The 15,477-nt window shown below is 58.7% G+C and carries 18 protein-coding genes; 12 read left to right on the forward strand and 6 right to left on the reverse strand.

Annotated features, from left to right (window positions below):
- Nucleotides 1–15 precede the first annotated feature (15 nt).
- Both PYK22_RS04730 and PYK22_RS04735 read left to right on the forward strand, forming a co-directional pair.
- Complete coding sequence (locus PYK22_RS04730) at nt 16–531, forward strand: hemerythrin domain-containing protein (RefSeq protein WP_041975010.1); 516 nt, start codon at nt 16–18, stop codon at nt 529–531.
- A 391-nt stretch (nt 532–922) separates the two neighbouring features.
- Nucleotides 923–1,573 (forward strand): hypothetical protein, encoded by a 651-nt coding sequence (locus PYK22_RS04735; RefSeq protein WP_041975011.1) that lies wholly within the window; start codon nt 923–925, stop codon nt 1,571–1,573.
- 100 nt (nt 1,574–1,673) lie between these two features.
- On the opposite strand, the gene frr is transcribed toward PYK22_RS04735, so the two are convergent.
- From frr to rplM, 6 genes are all read right to left on the reverse strand, one after another.
- A complete protein-coding gene (frr, locus tag PYK22_RS04740; protein WP_041975013.1) occupies nt 1,674–2,234 on the reverse strand; it encodes a ribosome recycling factor in 561 nt (186 codons plus the stop codon).
- Nucleotides 2,235–2,243: 9 nt separating this feature from the next.
- Nucleotides 2,244–3,041: a UMP kinase gene (gene pyrH, locus PYK22_RS04745; RefSeq protein WP_041975483.1), complete on the reverse strand. Its 798-nt coding sequence runs from the start codon at nt 3,039–3,041 to the stop codon at nt 2,244–2,246.
- Nucleotides 3,042–3,055: 14 nt separating this feature from the next.
- Entirely contained in the window at nt 3,056–3,727 is a 672-nt protein-coding gene (gene tsf / locus PYK22_RS04750; RefSeq protein ID WP_041975014.1) for a translation elongation factor Ts, read from the reverse strand.
- A gap of 118 nt (nt 3,728–3,845) precedes the next feature.
- Entirely contained in the window at nt 3,846–4,676 is an 831-nt protein-coding gene (gene rpsB, locus PYK22_RS04755) for a 30S ribosomal protein S2 (RefSeq protein ID WP_099606169.1), read from the reverse strand.
- Between the two features lie 131 nt (nt 4,677–4,807).
- Nucleotides 4,808–5,200, reverse strand: coding sequence for a 30S ribosomal protein S9 (gene rpsI, locus PYK22_RS04760; RefSeq protein ID WP_041975017.1), 393 nt, complete (start codon nt 5,198–5,200; stop codon nt 4,808–4,810).
- 30 nt (nt 5,201–5,230) lie between these two features.
- Nucleotides 5,231–5,683: a 50S ribosomal protein L13 gene (gene rplM / locus PYK22_RS04765; protein WP_041975018.1), complete on the reverse strand. Its 453-nt coding sequence runs from the start codon at nt 5,681–5,683 to the stop codon at nt 5,231–5,233.
- Between the two features lie 210 nt (nt 5,684–5,893).
- Between rplM and PYK22_RS04770 the strand changes: the two genes are divergently transcribed.
- The 10 genes from PYK22_RS04770 to sufD all read left to right on the forward strand — a co-directional run bounded on the left by PYK22_RS04770 (nt 5,894) and on the right by sufD (nt 15,431).
- A complete protein-coding gene (locus PYK22_RS04770; protein WP_041975020.1) occupies nt 5,894–6,955 on the forward strand; it encodes a hypothetical protein in 1,062 nt (353 codons plus the stop codon).
- 45 nt (nt 6,956–7,000) lie between these two features.
- Complete coding sequence (locus PYK22_RS04775; protein ID WP_041975022.1) at nt 7,001–8,104, forward strand: ABC transporter permease; 1,104 nt, start codon at nt 7,001–7,003, stop codon at nt 8,102–8,104.
- Nucleotides 8,105–8,156: 52 nt separating this feature from the next.
- Nucleotides 8,157–8,852, forward strand: coding sequence for an ABC transporter ATP-binding protein (locus PYK22_RS04780; RefSeq protein ID WP_041975024.1), 696 nt, complete (start codon nt 8,157–8,159; stop codon nt 8,850–8,852).
- Nucleotides 8,853–8,889: 37 nt separating this feature from the next.
- Nucleotides 8,890–9,222 (forward strand): hypothetical protein, encoded by a 333-nt coding sequence (locus PYK22_RS04785; protein WP_041975025.1) that lies wholly within the window; start codon nt 8,890–8,892, stop codon nt 9,220–9,222.
- Between the two features lie 61 nt (nt 9,223–9,283).
- Nucleotides 9,284–9,973: a LolA family protein gene (locus tag PYK22_RS04790; RefSeq protein ID WP_041975026.1), complete on the forward strand. Its 690-nt coding sequence runs from the start codon at nt 9,284–9,286 to the stop codon at nt 9,971–9,973.
- 147 nt (nt 9,974–10,120) lie between these two features.
- Nucleotides 10,121–11,128, forward strand: coding sequence for a radical SAM protein (locus PYK22_RS04795; protein WP_041975028.1), 1,008 nt, complete (start codon nt 10,121–10,123; stop codon nt 11,126–11,128).
- Between the two features lie 85 nt (nt 11,129–11,213).
- Nucleotides 11,214–11,696 (forward strand): RrF2 family transcriptional regulator, encoded by a 483-nt coding sequence (locus PYK22_RS04800; RefSeq protein WP_041975029.1) that lies wholly within the window; start codon nt 11,214–11,216, stop codon nt 11,694–11,696.
- A gap of 76 nt (nt 11,697–11,772) precedes the next feature.
- Nucleotides 11,773–13,212 (forward strand): Fe-S cluster assembly protein SufB, encoded by a 1,440-nt coding sequence (gene sufB / locus PYK22_RS04805; protein ID WP_041975031.1) that lies wholly within the window; start codon nt 11,773–11,775, stop codon nt 13,210–13,212.
- A 105-nt stretch (nt 13,213–13,317) separates the two neighbouring features.
- The gene (sufC, locus tag PYK22_RS04810; protein WP_041975485.1) at nt 13,318–14,082 is read left to right on the forward strand and encodes a Fe-S cluster assembly ATPase SufC; all 765 of its coding nucleotides are present in this window, start codon (nt 13,318–13,320) and stop codon (nt 14,080–14,082) included.
- A gap of 2 nt (nt 14,083–14,084) precedes the next feature.
- Nucleotides 14,085–15,431 (forward strand): Fe-S cluster assembly protein SufD, encoded by a 1,347-nt coding sequence (sufD, locus tag PYK22_RS04815; RefSeq protein WP_060635345.1) that lies wholly within the window; start codon nt 14,085–14,087, stop codon nt 15,429–15,431.
- Nucleotides 15,432–15,477 lie beyond the last annotated feature (46 nt).

Consider the following 15,477-nt stretch of genomic DNA (forward strand, 5'->3'; position numbering starts at 1 on the left):
TCTGCAACTTAAGCGATGTTGAATAGCTTACTGGCCAGTGATCATGATGCCATTGACGATCTCTTCGCGCAATCGGAGACGGCATTGAAAGCGAAGGATCACGAACGAGCTTTAGCTCTGCTCGATCTTGCTTGGGCGCGCTTAGCTGTGCACATTCGCGCCGAGAACGTGCGGCTCTTCCCGCGCATTCTGCGGTCGGGCGACCGTCTCGAAGCGGGGCAGAGGGAACGCATCGCTTCGCTTATCGCGCGCTTGCGTGAAGATCATAACTTCTTCATGGCGACGTTAGCTGAGGCCATAAAATTGGCGCGCGCGTTGAGCGAGGATGAGGGGCGGTTTGCCCAAGTGTTGGAGAAGATCGAGGCCGTTAAAAGACGGCTCAGCGCGCACAACGAACTGGAGGAAAGTATGGTCTATTCGCTTCCGGCCCATCTGCTCGATGAAGCGGAACTTGAAGATTTGAAACAGGCTGTCCAACGCGAACTGGAAAACCTGCCGCCAAGATACGCTCGCGGAGGCGAGATCGATTGAAGATGGGATCGAGCGCGCGCGGTTCGATGGCGCGATCGCTGGATCGGTCTGAAGGATGCTCGAAACAGCGAATCGGTTCCCCTATGAGCGCTCCGAATCCCGATCGAAAGGGGCGCGAGCTGCCGCCTTGAAGAAGGGGCTTGTCGAAGCGGTTCGGGAGCCGGTATATCATCCGCTCGGAGTTGTTGCTCGATCGCCTTGAAGAAGGGGCTTGTCGAAGCGGTCCGGGAGCGGTTAAACTACCCGACACTTCGACTTTATGCCGAACGTCGATCCTTACGCTGCAAGTCGTTCGGCGTTTCAGCAAAGCACTACCGTAGGGCTCATTCGGCCACCTCACGGCTCAGATGCTTTCGCTGGTCCAGTCAAAAGAGAAGGAGGCGATCGAAAGATGAAACGAACCTCATTATCCTTCTGCTTCTTCCTCGTCTCGGCGATCTGCGCGCATGCGGATGAGATCGCCGTGTGGAACTTCAACGACGGCACTTTGAACGTCAGTCGCGCTACGCGCACGGCGACGTTAACGACTAGCTTCAATTCGGGCGATGTGAGCTTCTCTTCCGGTTCGACCGTCAATGCCCGCGGCGGCGACCCGGCGGGACAAGCGCTCGAGTTGGAGGATAAGGCGAACAACGGGAGAGATTTGACGTGGTTCGTCAGCACGCAAGGGTACAGTTCGATCCGCGTCTCGTTCGCCGTGCGAGGGACGAGCACAGGCTTTAACAGTAACGCTTTCCTTTACACGGTGGATGGCGGAGTAAGTTGGTTGACTTTCAGCTCGTTTACGCCATCGAGCGCTTTTGCCACGCAGGCCTTCGATCTGAGCGGCATCGCCGCCTTGAACGATAATCCGCTGGCCGGATTTAGAGTGGTCTTCAATGGGGCGACGAGCGCTACTGGCAATAACCGGATAGACAATCTCGTCGTCGAAGGTCAGCTCGATCCATCGCCGGTCGCCGTGCCGGAGTTGGCGACGCTCCTGCTCTTCGGCACGGGGATGATGGGAGCGATTTCGGTCAAACGCTTCCGCAAAATCATCTAAAGACGGGGCCGCTCGCTGAGGCGATGTGGCGATCCGCGACTGGAAGTTCAGCGAAAGGGGCGCGCCCCTTTCGCTGGGCTCTAATCGCGTTCGGAGCGGGTCAAACGCGCAGGATCTCTTCCTCTTTGTGTTTGGCTAGTTCGTCTATCTTCGCGATGTAAGTGTTGGTCAGTTTCTGGACCTCTTCGAGCCCGTCATGCTCATCATCTTCGGAGATGAGCTTGTCCTTGAACATCTTCTTCAATCGTTCGTTGGCGTCGCGGCGTATGTTGCGCACTGCCGTGCGATGATCCTCCGCGATCTCGTGGACCTGTTTGGCGAGTTGTTTGCGCCTTTCTTCGGTGAGAGGTGGCACTGGCACTCGGATGATCTTCCCATCGTTGGTCGGATTCAACCCAAGGTCGGCGTTGCGGATGGCCTTTTCGACGGCGCCCAGTTGCGATTGATCCCACGGTTGGACGGTGATCAATTGCGGCTCCGCCACGTGGATCGAGGCCATTTGATTTAGCGGCGTGGGCACACCGTAATAATCGACGACCACTGAATCGAGCAGGCTGACGGTCGCTCGTCCCGTGCGAATGGTGGCGAGCTTGCGCCGCAGATCTTCGATCACCGCCTCCATACGTGGTTTCGTCTCTTTGATCACGGTCTTCACGTCCATAGGCCCTCTTCACGCTCCATGCTGGATGGATGGTTCGATCGTCGTGCGCGCGGTCGCACGCTCGGCAGAGACTTGTGTGCCGACGCCGGGCTCCCCCATGATGACGCGGACGATGTTGCCCGGCGTCTTCATATTGAAGACGATGATGGGAAGGTTGTTATCCATGCAAAGCGAAATGGCCGAAGCGTCCATGATCTTCAACTGTTGTTCGAGCACCTCTTGGTAGGAGATGCGATCATAGAGTTCAGCCGTTTCGTCTTTGGCTGGATCGGCGGAATAGATCCCTTCGACTTTCGTCGCCTTGAGGATGACATCCGCTTTGATCTCCAACGCGCGCAGCGCCGCTGCCGAATCGGTGGTAAAGTACGGGTTGCCCGTGCCAGCGGCGAAGATCACGACGCGCCCTTTCTCCAGATGTCGAATGGCGCGGCGACGGATGAACGGCTCGGCGACTTGCGGGATATCGATGGCGGACATCACGCGGGTGTAGACCCCGAGCTTTTCGAGCGCGTCTTGTAAGACGACGGCGTTCATCACCGTGGCCAGCATCCCGATGTAATCGGCAGAGGCGCGGTCCATATCCTGCGCGCTCGCCGACACTCCGCGAAAGATATTCCCGCCGCCGACGACGATCGCCACCTCCACGCCCGCATCGTGGACGGCTTTGATCTCTTCGGCGACGCTTCGCGCCACCTTAACATCGACGCCATAGCCCTGTTCGCCCATCAGCGCCTCGCCGGAGAGTTTAAGCAGGATGCGCCGGTAGTTCGGGCGTCGCGCTATGGTTGAGCTTTGGGAAGAGGTCATCTTCTCATCCCCTCTCATTGATCGTTGCCGAGCAACGCGGCCACTTCAGCGCCGAAATCCGCCGCGCGTTTCTCCAAACCCTCGCCCATCTTGTAACGGGTGAAACGGCGCACCGCGATCCGCTCGCCCGTCTTCGCGATCTTCTCTTCGATCAACTCCTTGACGGTCTTCGCCGGATCTTTGACGAACGGTTGATCGAGAAGGACCGTCTCCTCATAGAATTTGGCCAAACGCCCCTCGACGATCTTTTCGATGACATGCTCGGGCTTATTCGCATTCTTCGGATCGCTCTTCGCTTGCTCGCGAGCGATTTCGCGCTCTTTCTCGAGCACTTCAGCTGGGATCTCCTCGCGCGAGACGTAACGCGGTTCCGCCGCGGCGATATGCATCGCGATGTCTTTGACGAGTTGTTGAAACTCCTCCGTGCGCGCGACGAAGTCGGTCTCGCAATTGACTTCGACGAGCACGCCGACTTTGCCGCCCATGTGAATATACGAACCGACGGCCCCTTCGGCGGCGATCCGACCCTCCTTCTTCTTGGCTGAAGCGAGGCCGCGTTTACGCAGGATCTCGATCGCCAATTCCTCATTGCCGCCAGCTTCGATCAGCGCACTCTTGCACTCCATCATGCCGGCGCCCGTCTTTTCGCGCAACGCTTTGACGGCGCTCGCCGTAATCTCTGCCATGATTGCACGCTCTCCTAAGTCAAGATGTATCGTGTTAATGCGCGAGAAGCAAGCGCAGCCGAAACGGGAAAGACCCTTTGGAAGGCTGCGCCGCGACGCTTGTTGATCGCTGGAACTTTTATCGAGCGATAACGGATTCGGCCCCTGCGCCCTCCGTGGAGGCTGTGTCGACTGCGGCGGAGTCGCTATCCTGGGACGAGGATTCGGCTGCCGGCGCTTTCTCCGCCTCCTCTGCGGCAGCCTCTTCGCTCTCCTTGGCCAGCATCTGGCGCCCTTCGATGATCGCATCGGCGATGCGCGAGGCGAAAAGGCGCACGGCGCGCAGCGCGTCGTCGTTGCCCGGGATGACGTAGTCTATCCCCTCGGGCGAGCAGTTGGTATCGACGACGGCGATGACGGGGATCCCCAGTCGGTTCGCTTCGCGCACGGCGATCTCTTCTTTCCGGACGTCGATGATGAAGAGCGCATCAGGCAGTTTCGTCATCCCCTTGATGCCGGCTAATGTCTGCTCCAGCTTTTCCCGTTCGCGATCCAGGCGGATGCGCTCTTTCTTGGTCAGCTTCTCGTATCGCCCATCCGTCTGCATCGCTTCGAGATCTTTCAATCTCTTGATCGATTTCTGGATGGTCTGAAAGTTGGTGAGCAGACCGCCGAGCCAGCGTTGATTGACGTAGAACTGCCCGGCGCGCGTCGCCTCCTCGCGGATGGCATCTTGCGCCTGCCTTTTGGTTCCGACGAAAAGGATCGTACGGTTGGGATCTTCCGCCATCAGATTGGTGACGAACTGGATGGCTTCGCGAAAGAGGCGCTGCGTTTTCTGTAGATCGATGATCGAAATGCCGTTACGCTCGCCGAAGATGTACTCTTTCATCTTCGGGTTCCAGCGTTTGACTTGGTGGCCGAAATGGACTCCGGCCTCCAAGAGCTCTTTCATCGTGACGGTGACCAACGAAACCCTCCTTTTGGCGATTGGTTTAGTGTACTCGCTGCGCTCGCTTTCGGATTACCGCAACCAATCCGAACGCAGCAATGGTGTCGAGGCCGCGCGGTTGACCGCCCATGAGTTCCGCGCGGGCCGGATCATCTCTTCGAGAATTGGAAGCGTTTGCGTGCGCCCTTCTGCCCATACTTTTTGCGCTCTTTGATCCGCGGGTCGCGCCGCACGAGACCCGCTTGTTTCAGCGTCGGGCGCAACTCGGCGTTGAACTCAAGAAGCGCGCGCGTGATGCCGTGCCGCACGGCCCCGGCTTGGCCTGAGAGGCCGCCGCCAGCGACGTTGGCGTAGACATCAAATTTACCGAGGGTTTCAGTCAACAGCAAGGGTTGACGCACCATCGTGCGCAGCGTCTCGCTCGGGAAATAGTCCTCTAGGCTGCGACGGTTGATGATGATCTTGCCTGTGCCGGGGCGCAGGTAAACGCGCGCCGTTGAAGTCTTACGCCGTCCTGTTCCGTAATATTGAATCTCGGTCACAGTCTCTTCGCCCTGATATGTGATGATCTCCTATTTCTTCTCGCTTCCGAATAGATCGAGCATCTCGGGACGTTGCGCGGCGTGCGGATGTTCAGCATCGGCATAAACTTTCAACTTGCGCGCCATCGCCCGCCCGAGTTTCGTCTTGGGCAGCATCCCTTGCACCGCCCATTCGATCACTCGCTCTGGGTGTTTGGCGAACATCTCGCGGACCGGGATCTCGCGCAGTCCGCCCGGCCAGAGCGTGTGATAGCGATAAATCTTCTTCGTGGCTTTGCCGCCTTTAAAGATCGCGTGACGGGCGTTGATCACGATGACATGATCGCCCATGTCGAGAAAGGGCGTCCAGTCGGGTTTATGTTTGCCCATCAAGATACGCGCGATCCGCGACGCGAGCCGCCCGACGGGCTGCCCCGCGGCATCGACGACGTACCATCGGCGTTTCTCTGCGAGCCCAACTCCGCTGGGAAAATATGTTGACATAAGGCCTTCTCTTTGGTAAAGAGACGTCGAAAGCGCGAACGCACAGAATACTTAAGGCGCGTGAAGGATGTCAAGTTCCTGCGCGCCCTGATCTTCCCCTCGCCGAGATTGACAGACCGCACGCCGCGTTGCTAGCTTGCTCGCTTTATGGTGAAGATGATCCCGTCAGTTTGCTCACTTCGCCCGTCTTAAAATAAAATCGCATAGCTTATGCACATCGGATTGGGTCTTTCACATCGGCGCGCGCTGCTCTTATGTGTCTTCGCCTTCGGATGGCTGGCCCTGAGCGGGTGCGATCGGCTTGGGATCAAGAGCAGAGTTCAAGTTGCGCCGCTTCTTGCGCCGCTCGTCGAAGCCGATACGGACCGGCTCATCGCTGAGGTCAATCGGCTCGCCGCCGTGCGCTCGCTGCGAGGCAAGGTCGATATTCAATTTCTCGACACCTCTTTCGCCGAGTGCGGAGTTGTGGAGAAGTACAGTCGGGCTGATGGGACTCTGATCTTGGAACGCCCCGGCAAGATCTATCTGGCGATTCAGGCTCCGTTCATCGGGACGAGTGTGGCCGAGATGACCAGCGACGGTGAGCGTTTCCGCGTCGCCATCCTTCAAGGCGGAGAGCGCTATCGTCGTTTCGTCAAGGGCACGAACTTGGCCGATTATAGCCGGTTGAAACTCAACGGAGAGTCTCATCCGTGTCAAGGCAACGGTGATGGCGAAAAGGAGGTGAAGCGCACGGTCAGCGCGCTTTCGGGATTGCGTCCACAACATTTCACCGATGCGCTGCTGATTAATCCGATCAGGCCGAGCGCATCTTTTGTATATGTCTCCAGTGAGGCTTTCGCCGAAGAGCCTGATACCCGTCCGGGAGCCAAAAGAGGAGCGCGCGTGATCCGCGGCTACTATCTCCTCGATGAGCTGGTGATGGATGGGAGCAACCACGCGCATGTGGCGCGCCGTTTCTGGTTCGATCGTTATGGCGCGTTGCGGTTGGCGCGGATGCAGACGTTCGATGAGCGCGGGCGATTGGTGACCGACGTCAGTTACAAGGAGCAGCGGAGTTTCGGGGCCGATGGCCGTTACGTTCTACCCTCGCGGATCGAGTTGACGCGCCCGCAGGATCGCTACTCGATCTTGGTCGCCTATCAGGCGCCCGAGGCGGTCGTTTTGGATCGCGATTACGATCCGAGCATCTTCGTCCTTCAGAATAAATGGCAACTGCCGGAAGTTGATCTGGATGCGATCGAGAAGGGGGAACCTTCTGCTAAGCGTTAGGTCGCATCCGATTCAGCGTCCGATCCGGGCGGCGAATTAGTTGAGATGTCGGACAAAAGCTTGGTCATCGCCAATATCAGGCAGCGCCCCGTGCGCACGCTGATCTCAATTGTCGGCGTGGCGCTCGGCGTCAGCCTCATCCTCCTCTTTACGGGATTATCGCGCGGGATGTCGAACGATCTGCAGCGGCGCTCGCTGAACATCCGCGCCGAGCTGATCTTCACGCGGCCTGGATCTTTGCAGTTGACCAGTTCGACGGCCAATCTGAGCACACGCTACGTCCAACTTCTAGAGGCGATACCCGGCGTGGAGCGAGCGCTCCCCGTGATTCGTTACATCTATCAAGATGGGCGCGGGTTCGGGTTCGAGCAGATCGAAGGGGTCGATTGGGCGTCATATGCGATGATGAACGGCATCAATCTCATCGAGGGACGCGCGCCAGCGGCAAACGATGAGGTCGTCATCGATGCGGTCAAAGCGCGCGAACGCAATCTGCGAGCGGGCGGGACGATCCAGCTCTTCGGGAATAGGCCGTATCGCGTCGTCGGCATCTACAGTCCGGAATCGGGCGCGCGCGTGAAGATGTCTTTGGCGGCGATGCAGGAGGTTTTAGAAGCCCCCGGAAAATGCACTTATATTCTGGTCAAATGTCGCGAAGGCGAGGATGTGCTCCAAGTCGCGCGGCGGATCGATCAAACGCTGCCCGGGAACAAGATCCAACTGACGCGCGACGTGGTGATGAACGTCGAACGGAGCATCCCTCTGTTGCCGGTCTTCTTGCGCGTGCTCGTCGGACTCGGCGCCGTCATCAGCGCGCTCGTCGTCATGTTGGCGATGTATACGACGATCACGGAGCGAACCTATGAGATCGGCATCCTGAAGTCTTTGGGAGCTTCGCACGCTTTCATCATCAGCGAGATCGAGAAGGAGGCTCTGCTGATCAGCGCGATCGGTTCGGCGCTCGGGTTCGCGGTCGCGCTCATCGCCGGTCGTTTGATCCACGATCTCTACGGCCTCATCTTCGAATTCAGCTGGGGGTGGACCATAACGGCGATCATGATCGGAGTGTTGGGAGGCGCTTTGGGAGCTTTATATCCGGCGGTGCGCGCCGCACGTCTCGATCCGATCGAGGCGCTCGCCTATGAGTGAACGCCTCGCTCTCCTGTGGTAGGATCTTATCAAAAACGGCCAGGCTCGGTTCATGAAGACGATTCTGAGGGCGGAAAATTTGGAGAAGGTCTATCGCGTCGGCAAGGTCGATGTCCACGCCTTGCGCGGCGTTACGTTCGAGGTCGAAGAGGGCGATTTCGTCGCGATTATGGGGCCATCGGGGTGCGGCAAATCGACCCTCCTTCACCTGTTGGGCGGATTGCTGACGCCGACGCGCGGGCGCATCATCATCGATGGCGAAGACTTGACGGCCGCTTCGGACGCGAAACGGACCGATATCAGAAGACGCAAGATCGGATTCGTCTTTCAGCGATTCAATCTCTTCCCGACGCTCACGGCGGAAGGCAACCTCCGCCTAGCTGAAAGGATCCATGCGCGTAACGGCGCGGATGATCCCGAACGCCGGCGCGAGATATTGCGTTTGCTCCGGCTCGAAGACAAAATGCATCATAAACCTTCGGAACTTTCTGGCGGCGAACAGCAGCGCGTGGCGTTAGCGCGCGCGGTGATCACGCGCCCGGCAATCGTGTTGGCGGATGAGCCGACCGGCAACCTCGATTCGGAAAATTCCGCCATCGTGCTCAATATGTTTCAAGAGTTGAATTACCGCTTCAATCAGACGATCATCATGATCACGCACAACCCCGAGGCGGCGGCGATGTGCCGGCGTATCATTCACATGCGTGATGGCCGGATCGTCGAGCCGCGCGAGAGCCTGAAGGTCTAAGCTGGCGAGAGTCGTGCCGCATAGATGAGCTACTGGGATGAGCTACTGGGGCGCCGTTTTGAAAAGGATCTTCTTCTGGGCCTATGGTCGCACGACGTGGCAATATGACGTGCTCTGTCTCCTTATCCTCGCTTTCATCTTCCTTACGCCGAAAAGTTGGTTCCAGAGCGGTGAACCGAACGGGCCGACCGGACATCGAACTATAACCCGCGTGGTGGTTATGGCGGATGAAGTGGGCGATGCGCCTGATGTGCGAAAGTTGGAAGGGAGGTTGCGAACGGTCGTAAACCGTAACGTGGAGATCCTGGCTGTCCATCCGGCACGCGATTCGCGCGGAAAGATCATCGCTTACGAGATTGACATCCGCTAGTGCGAGACTATAATCGCCGACTTCCTTCAGAAGTTCACGGGAGGCAATCAGAGAAGGATTCATGAAAAGGTCGTCCTTGGCTTTGATCGCATCGTTTTTGATCTTCACCATCGCCCCACCGCTTGCGCAAGCGCAGAAGAGCGGGCTCGTCAATTCGATCCTCAATCGAATGGAACAGAACCGCCGCAGCTTGCGTTCGCTGCGCGCGTCGATCAGCATGGAGCGCTACAACGCGCAGATTCGCGACGTCGATCGCTACGCCGGTACGGTGATCTACTTGCCTGGTTCGGGGCGCAACGCGCGCGTGCGCGTCGAATGGAACAGCCCGCAACACGAGATCCTCGTCGTTTCCGACGGAAAGTATACGCTCTTCCGTCCGCGCCTGAACACGGCCTACGTCGGCAACGCCAACTCGACGCGAAGCAAGGTGGCCAACGTTCTCGGCTTCGGCTTGAACGTCTCGCGCCGCGAACTCGAGAGTCGGTTCCATGAGCCGGAATACATGGGCGAAGAGACGTTGTGGGGCGGCGTTCATACCGTGCATCTCAAGCTCGTCCCCAAAGGTCAAGCGAACTTCAAACACGCGGAGATCTGGGTCGATGATTCCGGGATGCCGATCCAAGTCAAGGTCGTCGAAAAGAATGATGACTCGACTACGGTGCGTTTGACCAATTTGCAGCGCAACGTTCGTCTTTCGCCTGACGAGTTTCGCCTGCGCCTCGGGCCAGAGGTGAAGAAGATCCAGAGTTGATGGCGCGTCTGGGCGCGGATCTTCAACTATCAGGCTGGCTCTCTTCCCCTCACAGCCACAACCTTGTGAACGCCGCTTGCCTTTAGCACGTGCGGTCGCGTATGTTTAGTCGCCGAGGCTCGATCGCAAGAGAAGCTTGAAGTGGCGATGAAGAGGACCACGTTTCTCAAGTTGAAACTGCGCGAAGGGTTGTTTCTCGCCCGCGCGCTGCTGTCTACGCGCCATCCGGTCTTGGCCCACATCATCCCGATGCGCCGTTGCAATCTCGCCTGCGCTTACTGCAACGAGTTCGACCACGTCTCGCAGCCCGTGCCGCTGGAGGTGATGCGGCGGCGGCTCGATAAGCTGGCTGAGCTTGGCACCTCGATCGTCACCATCTCGGGCGGCGAGCCGATGATGCACCCGCAAATTTACGAGATCATCGCCCACATACGTCGCCGTCACATGATCGCCGGGCTGATCTCGAACGGCTTCTACATGACGCCCGAACGGATCAAGAAGCTCAACCAAGCCGGGTTGCAGTACCTGCAGATCAGCATCGACAATGTCGAACCCGATGACGTGTCGAAAAAGAGTTTGCGGCTGCTCGACAAACGCCTGCAGAACCTCGCGCAGCTTGCCGACTTTCACGTCAACATCAACTCGGTCGTCGGCGGCGGCATACGCCACCCGGAAGACGCGCTGGTGATCGCCCGCCGCGCCATCGAACTCGGCTTTACGAGCACCATCGGCATCATCCACGACGGATCAGGTTGCTTGAAACCGCTCAACGAGCGCGAGCGGCGCGTCTACGACGAGGTCAAAAAGCTGAACAAGGCCGAGTACGCCCGGCTCGGTTGGTTTCAGGAGAATCTGGCCGCCGGCAAGCCGAATCAGTGGCGCTGTCGCGCGGGCGCGCGCTATCTCTACATCTGCGAAGATGGGCTGGTCCATTACTGCTCGCAACAGCGCGGCGTGCCGGGCATCCCGCTCGAACAGTACACCCGGGAGGATCTGGAGCGCGAGTATCACACGGAGAAGTGGTGCGCCCCTTACTGCACGGTCTCGTGCGTTCACAAGGTGGCGCTGCTCGACAACTGGCGCGACCCGCAGCGGGGCTGGAAATCCGACCGACAACGCACCGCCGAGGGACGGCAGGCCGTAGAGGCTGGATGAGCGAGGGGCGGAAATCTTGACTTTTTTGTCAAGATTTCCTTAGAATGCTCGGTGTCCGCATCAGAGGTTTAAGCTCGTCGCAAGGATGAAGGTCTCAGCGCAAGAGGAGTACGGGTTGCGGTGTTTGCTGCAACTTGCCCGGCTCGGTTCGGGCGAGTATCTAACGCTCGCGCAGATCGCCGAGCGCGAGGGGATCACGGTCGCCTATGCGGGCAAGCTCCTCTGGATCTTGAACAAAGCCGGTCTAGTCCGCTCAATTCGCGGGACCAAGGGCGGTTATATGCTGGCGCGACCGGCTTCGGAGATACGTTTGAGCGAGATCATCAAGGTGCTCGACAAGGGCGGGTTGCAGGATTACTGCCGCAGTTACCCTGGGACGTTGCAGGCGTGCATACACACGAGCGATTGCGGCATCCGTCCTGTGATCATCAGCCTTCACGAGATCGTCGAGCGAGCATTGTCTGAGATCACGCTCGCGCAGCTTGTCGGGCCCGAAAAGAGCGTCGGCGCGGCGCTCCATCAGATTCAGGGATTAGCGCGCCACGCTGCGCCGAAGAAGAGCGCCTGAAACGTAAGATCTGCAAGGCGCGAGGCGGGCGATTGAAAGTGAGATTTGGAACAAATTCGGAGTCGAAGAGGGAGTCATGAGCACGAACATCGAACTGCTTGCCAATCGCGAGTACAAGTACGGCTTCGTCACCGAGATCGAGTACGAAGATTTCCCGCGCGGATTGAACGAGGAGATCATCCGTCTGCTCTCGGAGCGCAAAGGCGAGCCGGATTGGATGCTTGAGTTTCGTCTGAAGGCGTATCGCCACTGGGTGACGATGCGCGAGCCGCGCCACTGGCCGAACATCACTTATCCCGAAATAGACTTTCAGAGCATCGTCTATTACAGCGCGCCGAAGCAGCGCCCGAAGAAGAAGAGCTTGGACGAGGTTGATCCGGAGCTTTTGCGCACGTTCGAGAAGCTCGGCATCCCGCTACACGAGCAGAAGCTGTTGGCGGGCGTGGCCGTCGATGCCGTCTTCGATTCCGTGTCGGTGGCGACGACCTACAAGGAGAAGCTGAAGAAGATGGGGATCATCTTCTGCTCGATGTCCGAGGCGATTCGCGAGTATCCGGATCTCGTGCGCAAGTATCTGGGATCGGTCGTGCCGCCGAACGACAACTTCTACGCGGCTTTGAACAGCGCGGTCTTCTCCGACGGCTCTTTCTGCTACATCCCGAAGGGCGTGCGCTGCCCGATGGAGCTTTCGACCTACTTCCGCATCAACAACGCCGAGTCGGGCCAGTTCGAGCGTACGCTCATCGTCGCCGAAGAGGGCGCCTATGTTTCGTATTTGGAAGGGTGCACTGCGCCCATGTACGATCGCAACCAGTTGCACGCGGCGGTCGTCGAGCTAGTCGCGCTGGACGATGCCGAGATCAAGTACTCGACCGTACAGAACTGGTATGCGGGCGACGAAGAGGGGCGCGGCGGCATCTACAACTTCGTGACCAAGCGCGGCAAGTGTCTGGGGCGCAACTCGAAGATCTCGTGGACGCAGGTCGAGACCGGCTCCGCCATCACGTGGAAGTATCCGTCCGTGATCCTGATGGGCGATAACTCCATCGGCGAGTTCTACTCGGTCGCTTTGACGAACCATCGCCAGCAGGCCGATACGGGCACCAAGATGATCCACATCGGGCGGAACACGCGCTCGACCATCGTCTCGAAGGGCATCGCTGCTGGCAAGTCTTCGAACAGCTATCGCGGATTGGTCAAGATTTTGCCGAAGGCTGAGAACGCGCGCAACTTCACGCAGTGCGACTCGATGCTCATCGGCTCCGAGTGCAGCGCGAACACCTTCCCGTACATCGAGGTGATGAACAACAGTTCGCGCGCCGAGCACGAAGCGACCACTTCGCGCATCTCTGAAGAGCAGCTCTTCTACTTGCAACAGCGCGGGCTGTCGCAAGAGGATGCTGTCAGTCTGATCATCAACGGCTTCTGCAAAGAGGTCTTCCGCGAGCTTCCGATGGAGTTCGCCGTCGAAGCTCAACGGCTGCTCGGCATCAAGCTCGAAGGCAGCGTCGGATGAGGAGGCGAGGGGAGAGGCGACTTCGGTCGCTTTCTCCCCTCTTTCGACCGAAGCTTTGGGTGAATGAGCGAGTTTTCATCTGCAAACGATAGACGGAGTGGATTCATGCTGGAGATTCGTAATTTGCATGCGACGATTGACGATCAAGAGATCTTGCGCGGCATCGACTTGAAAGTCAGCGCCGGCGAGGTGCACGCCATCATGGGGCCGAACGGGTCCGGAAAATCGACCCTCGCCAAGGTGCTGGCGGGCCATCCGGCCTACGAAGTGACCGAGGGCGAGATCATCTATGAAGGCAAGAACCTTTTGGAGATGGACCCGGATGAGCGTGCGCGCGAAGGCGTCTTCATGGCCTTCCAGTATCCGGTCGAAGTGCCCGGCGTGTCGAACGCGCAACTGCTTCGCCTCGCCTACAACGAGAAACGCAAGCATCAGGGGCTGGAGGAACTCGATCCGCTCGAATTCAAAGAGTTGCTCGCCGAGCGGGCCAAGCTCGTCGATATGGACTTGAGCTTCATGTCCCGTTCGGTCAACGAGGGCTTTTCCGGTGGCGAGAAGAAGCGCAACGAGATACTGCAGATGGCCGTGCTCGAACCGAAGCTAGCCATCCTCGACGAGACCGATTCCGGTCTCGACATCGACGCATTGCGCATCGTCGCCGATGGCGTCAACAAGCTGCGCCGTCCGGACAACGCCATCATCCTTGTGACGCACTACCAGCGCATCCTCAACTACATCATCCCCGATTACGTTCATGTGCTCTATCGCGGGCGCATCGTTCGTTCCGGGGGCAAGGAGCTGGCGTTGGAGTTGGAGGAGAAGGGGTACGACTGGATCAAATCCGAAGCAGGAGTGACAGCGAGCGCGTAAAGATGATGACACAGGCAACCGAGGCGAAAGAGACGGGTCTTTATCTCGAAGCTTACGAGCAGTTGCGACAGCGGACGGCGAGCGAAGTGCCTAGTTGGCTCGACCGACTGCGCGCCGAAGCGTTGGAGAAGTTTTCCGAACTGGGTTTTCCTGCGCCGACGCTCGAAGAGTGGCGCTACACGAACGTCGCGCCGATCGCCAAAGCGCGTTTCGTCCCATCGTGGACAGTCGATGGCGCTGAAGAGGCGGGGCGGCGCTGGGCGGATCGCGTCTACGAGGAAGCGCGATCGAGCGTGCTCGTCTTCGTCAACGGTCGGTTCCGGTCGGATCTCTCTTCGCTTGCGGCTCTTCCGCGTGAAGCTGTGGTGTTGGGCCTGGCCGATGCTTTGCGAAGCGAGCATCAAAAGATGATCGGCGAACGATTGGCGCGCGGCGCTGCTTTCGATCGACAGCATTTTGCCGCCCTCAACACGGCTTTCATCGCCGATGGCGCGTTCGTTTATCTACCGCGCGGCGTGCGCGTCGAAGCGCCGATCCAATTGCTCTTCATCTCCGACTCCGGTCCGGTGATGAGCTTTCCGCGCGTGCTCGTCGTCGCCGAGCGCGAAAGCGAAGCGACCTTGATCGAACGCTACGTCGGCGCGGCTGATCAGCCGTATTTCACCGATGCGGTCGTCGAGATTTACATCGATGAGAACGCGCATCTCGAGCACTACAAGGTACAAGAGGAGGGCGTGCAAGGATTCCACGTGGCGACGACGTGGGTCGAATTGAAGCGCGCGGCGCGGTACCATTCGACGACCGTCACGTTGGGCGCGCAGCTTGCGCGGCACAACATCGCCGCGATTCTGACCGAAGAGGGCGGCGAGTGTCGTGTCGATGGGCTTTACATGGTCGATACGGGGCAGCACGCCGATACACACTCGTTGATCGAACATCGCGCGCCGCGCTGCACGAGCTTTCAGCTCTACAAAGGTATCCTCGACGGGCGTTCGCGCGGCGTTTTCAACGGGCGGATCTACGTCCACCGCGAAGCGCAGCAGACGGACGCTTATCAAACGAACCGGAACTTGATGCTGTCGAACGAAGCGCGCGTCGACACCAAACCGCAGCTTGAAATCTTCGCCGATGATGTCAAGTGCTCGCACGGGGCGACGGTCGGACAGCTCGAAGAGGAAGAGCTTTTCTACTTGCGGACGCGCGGCCTATCGTTCGAAAAGGCGCGCAACCTTCTGACCTACGGGTTCGCTGAAGAAGTGGTCGAGAAGATCGCCGTCGATTCGATCCGCGAGCAGTTGAACGAGGTGATCTTGAACCGTCTGCATGCGACGGCGCTCGATGTGAGGTGAGGAAGTCACCCATCCTATAGCTTGCCGCCGGGGAACGATTGGTGAA

The organism is Pyrinomonas methylaliphatogenes, assembly GCF_000820845.2.
Lineage (GTDB): Bacteria > Acidobacteriota > Blastocatellia > Pyrinomonadales > Pyrinomonadaceae > Pyrinomonas > Pyrinomonas methylaliphatogenes.

What these genes read in the sequence shown, in the direction of transcription:
- PYK22_RS04785 (WP_041975025.1), top strand. Translation starts at nt 8,890, where the DNA reads ATGAGCTACTGGGGCGCCGTTTTGAAAAGGATCTTCTTCTGGGCCTAT.
- sufB (WP_041975031.1), top strand. Translation starts at nt 11,773, where the DNA reads ATGAGCACGAACATCGAACTGCTTGCCAATCGCGAGTACAAGTACGGC.
- frr (WP_041975013.1), bottom strand. Translation starts at nt 2,234, where the DNA reads ATGGACGTGAAGACCGTGATCAAAGAGACGAAACCACGTATGGAGGCG.
- PYK22_RS04770 (WP_041975020.1), top strand. Translation starts at nt 5,894, where the DNA reads ATGCACATCGGATTGGGTCTTTCACATCGGCGCGCGCTGCTCTTATGT.
- PYK22_RS04730 (WP_041975010.1), top strand. Translation starts at nt 16, where the DNA reads ATGTTGAATAGCTTACTGGCCAGTGATCATGATGCCATTGACGATCTC.
- sufC (WP_041975485.1), top strand. Translation starts at nt 13,318, where the DNA reads ATGCTGGAGATTCGTAATTTGCATGCGACGATTGACGATCAAGAGATC.
- PYK22_RS04790 (WP_041975026.1), top strand. Translation starts at nt 9,284, where the DNA reads ATGAAAAGGTCGTCCTTGGCTTTGATCGCATCGTTTTTGATCTTCACC.
- PYK22_RS04775 (WP_041975022.1), top strand. Translation starts at nt 7,001, where the DNA reads ATGTCGGACAAAAGCTTGGTCATCGCCAATATCAGGCAGCGCCCCGTG.
- rplM (WP_041975018.1), bottom strand. Translation starts at nt 5,683, where the DNA reads ATGTCAACATATTTTCCCAGCGGAGTTGGGCTCGCAGAGAAACGCCGA.
- sufD (WP_060635345.1), top strand. Translation starts at nt 14,085, where the DNA reads ATGATGACACAGGCAACCGAGGCGAAAGAGACGGGTCTTTATCTCGAA.
- tsf (WP_041975014.1), bottom strand. Translation starts at nt 3,727, where the DNA reads ATGGCAGAGATTACGGCGAGCGCCGTCAAAGCGTTGCGCGAAAAGACG.
- PYK22_RS04735 (WP_041975011.1), top strand. Translation starts at nt 923, where the DNA reads ATGAAACGAACCTCATTATCCTTCTGCTTCTTCCTCGTCTCGGCGATC.
- PYK22_RS04800 (WP_041975029.1), top strand. Translation starts at nt 11,214, where the DNA reads ATGAAGGTCTCAGCGCAAGAGGAGTACGGGTTGCGGTGTTTGCTGCAA.
- pyrH (WP_041975483.1), bottom strand. Translation starts at nt 3,041, where the DNA reads ATGACCTCTTCCCAAAGCTCAACCATAGCGCGACGCCCGAACTACCGG.
- PYK22_RS04795 (WP_041975028.1), top strand. Translation starts at nt 10,121, where the DNA reads ATGAAGAGGACCACGTTTCTCAAGTTGAAACTGCGCGAAGGGTTGTTT.
- PYK22_RS04780 (WP_041975024.1), top strand. Translation starts at nt 8,157, where the DNA reads ATGAAGACGATTCTGAGGGCGGAAAATTTGGAGAAGGTCTATCGCGTC.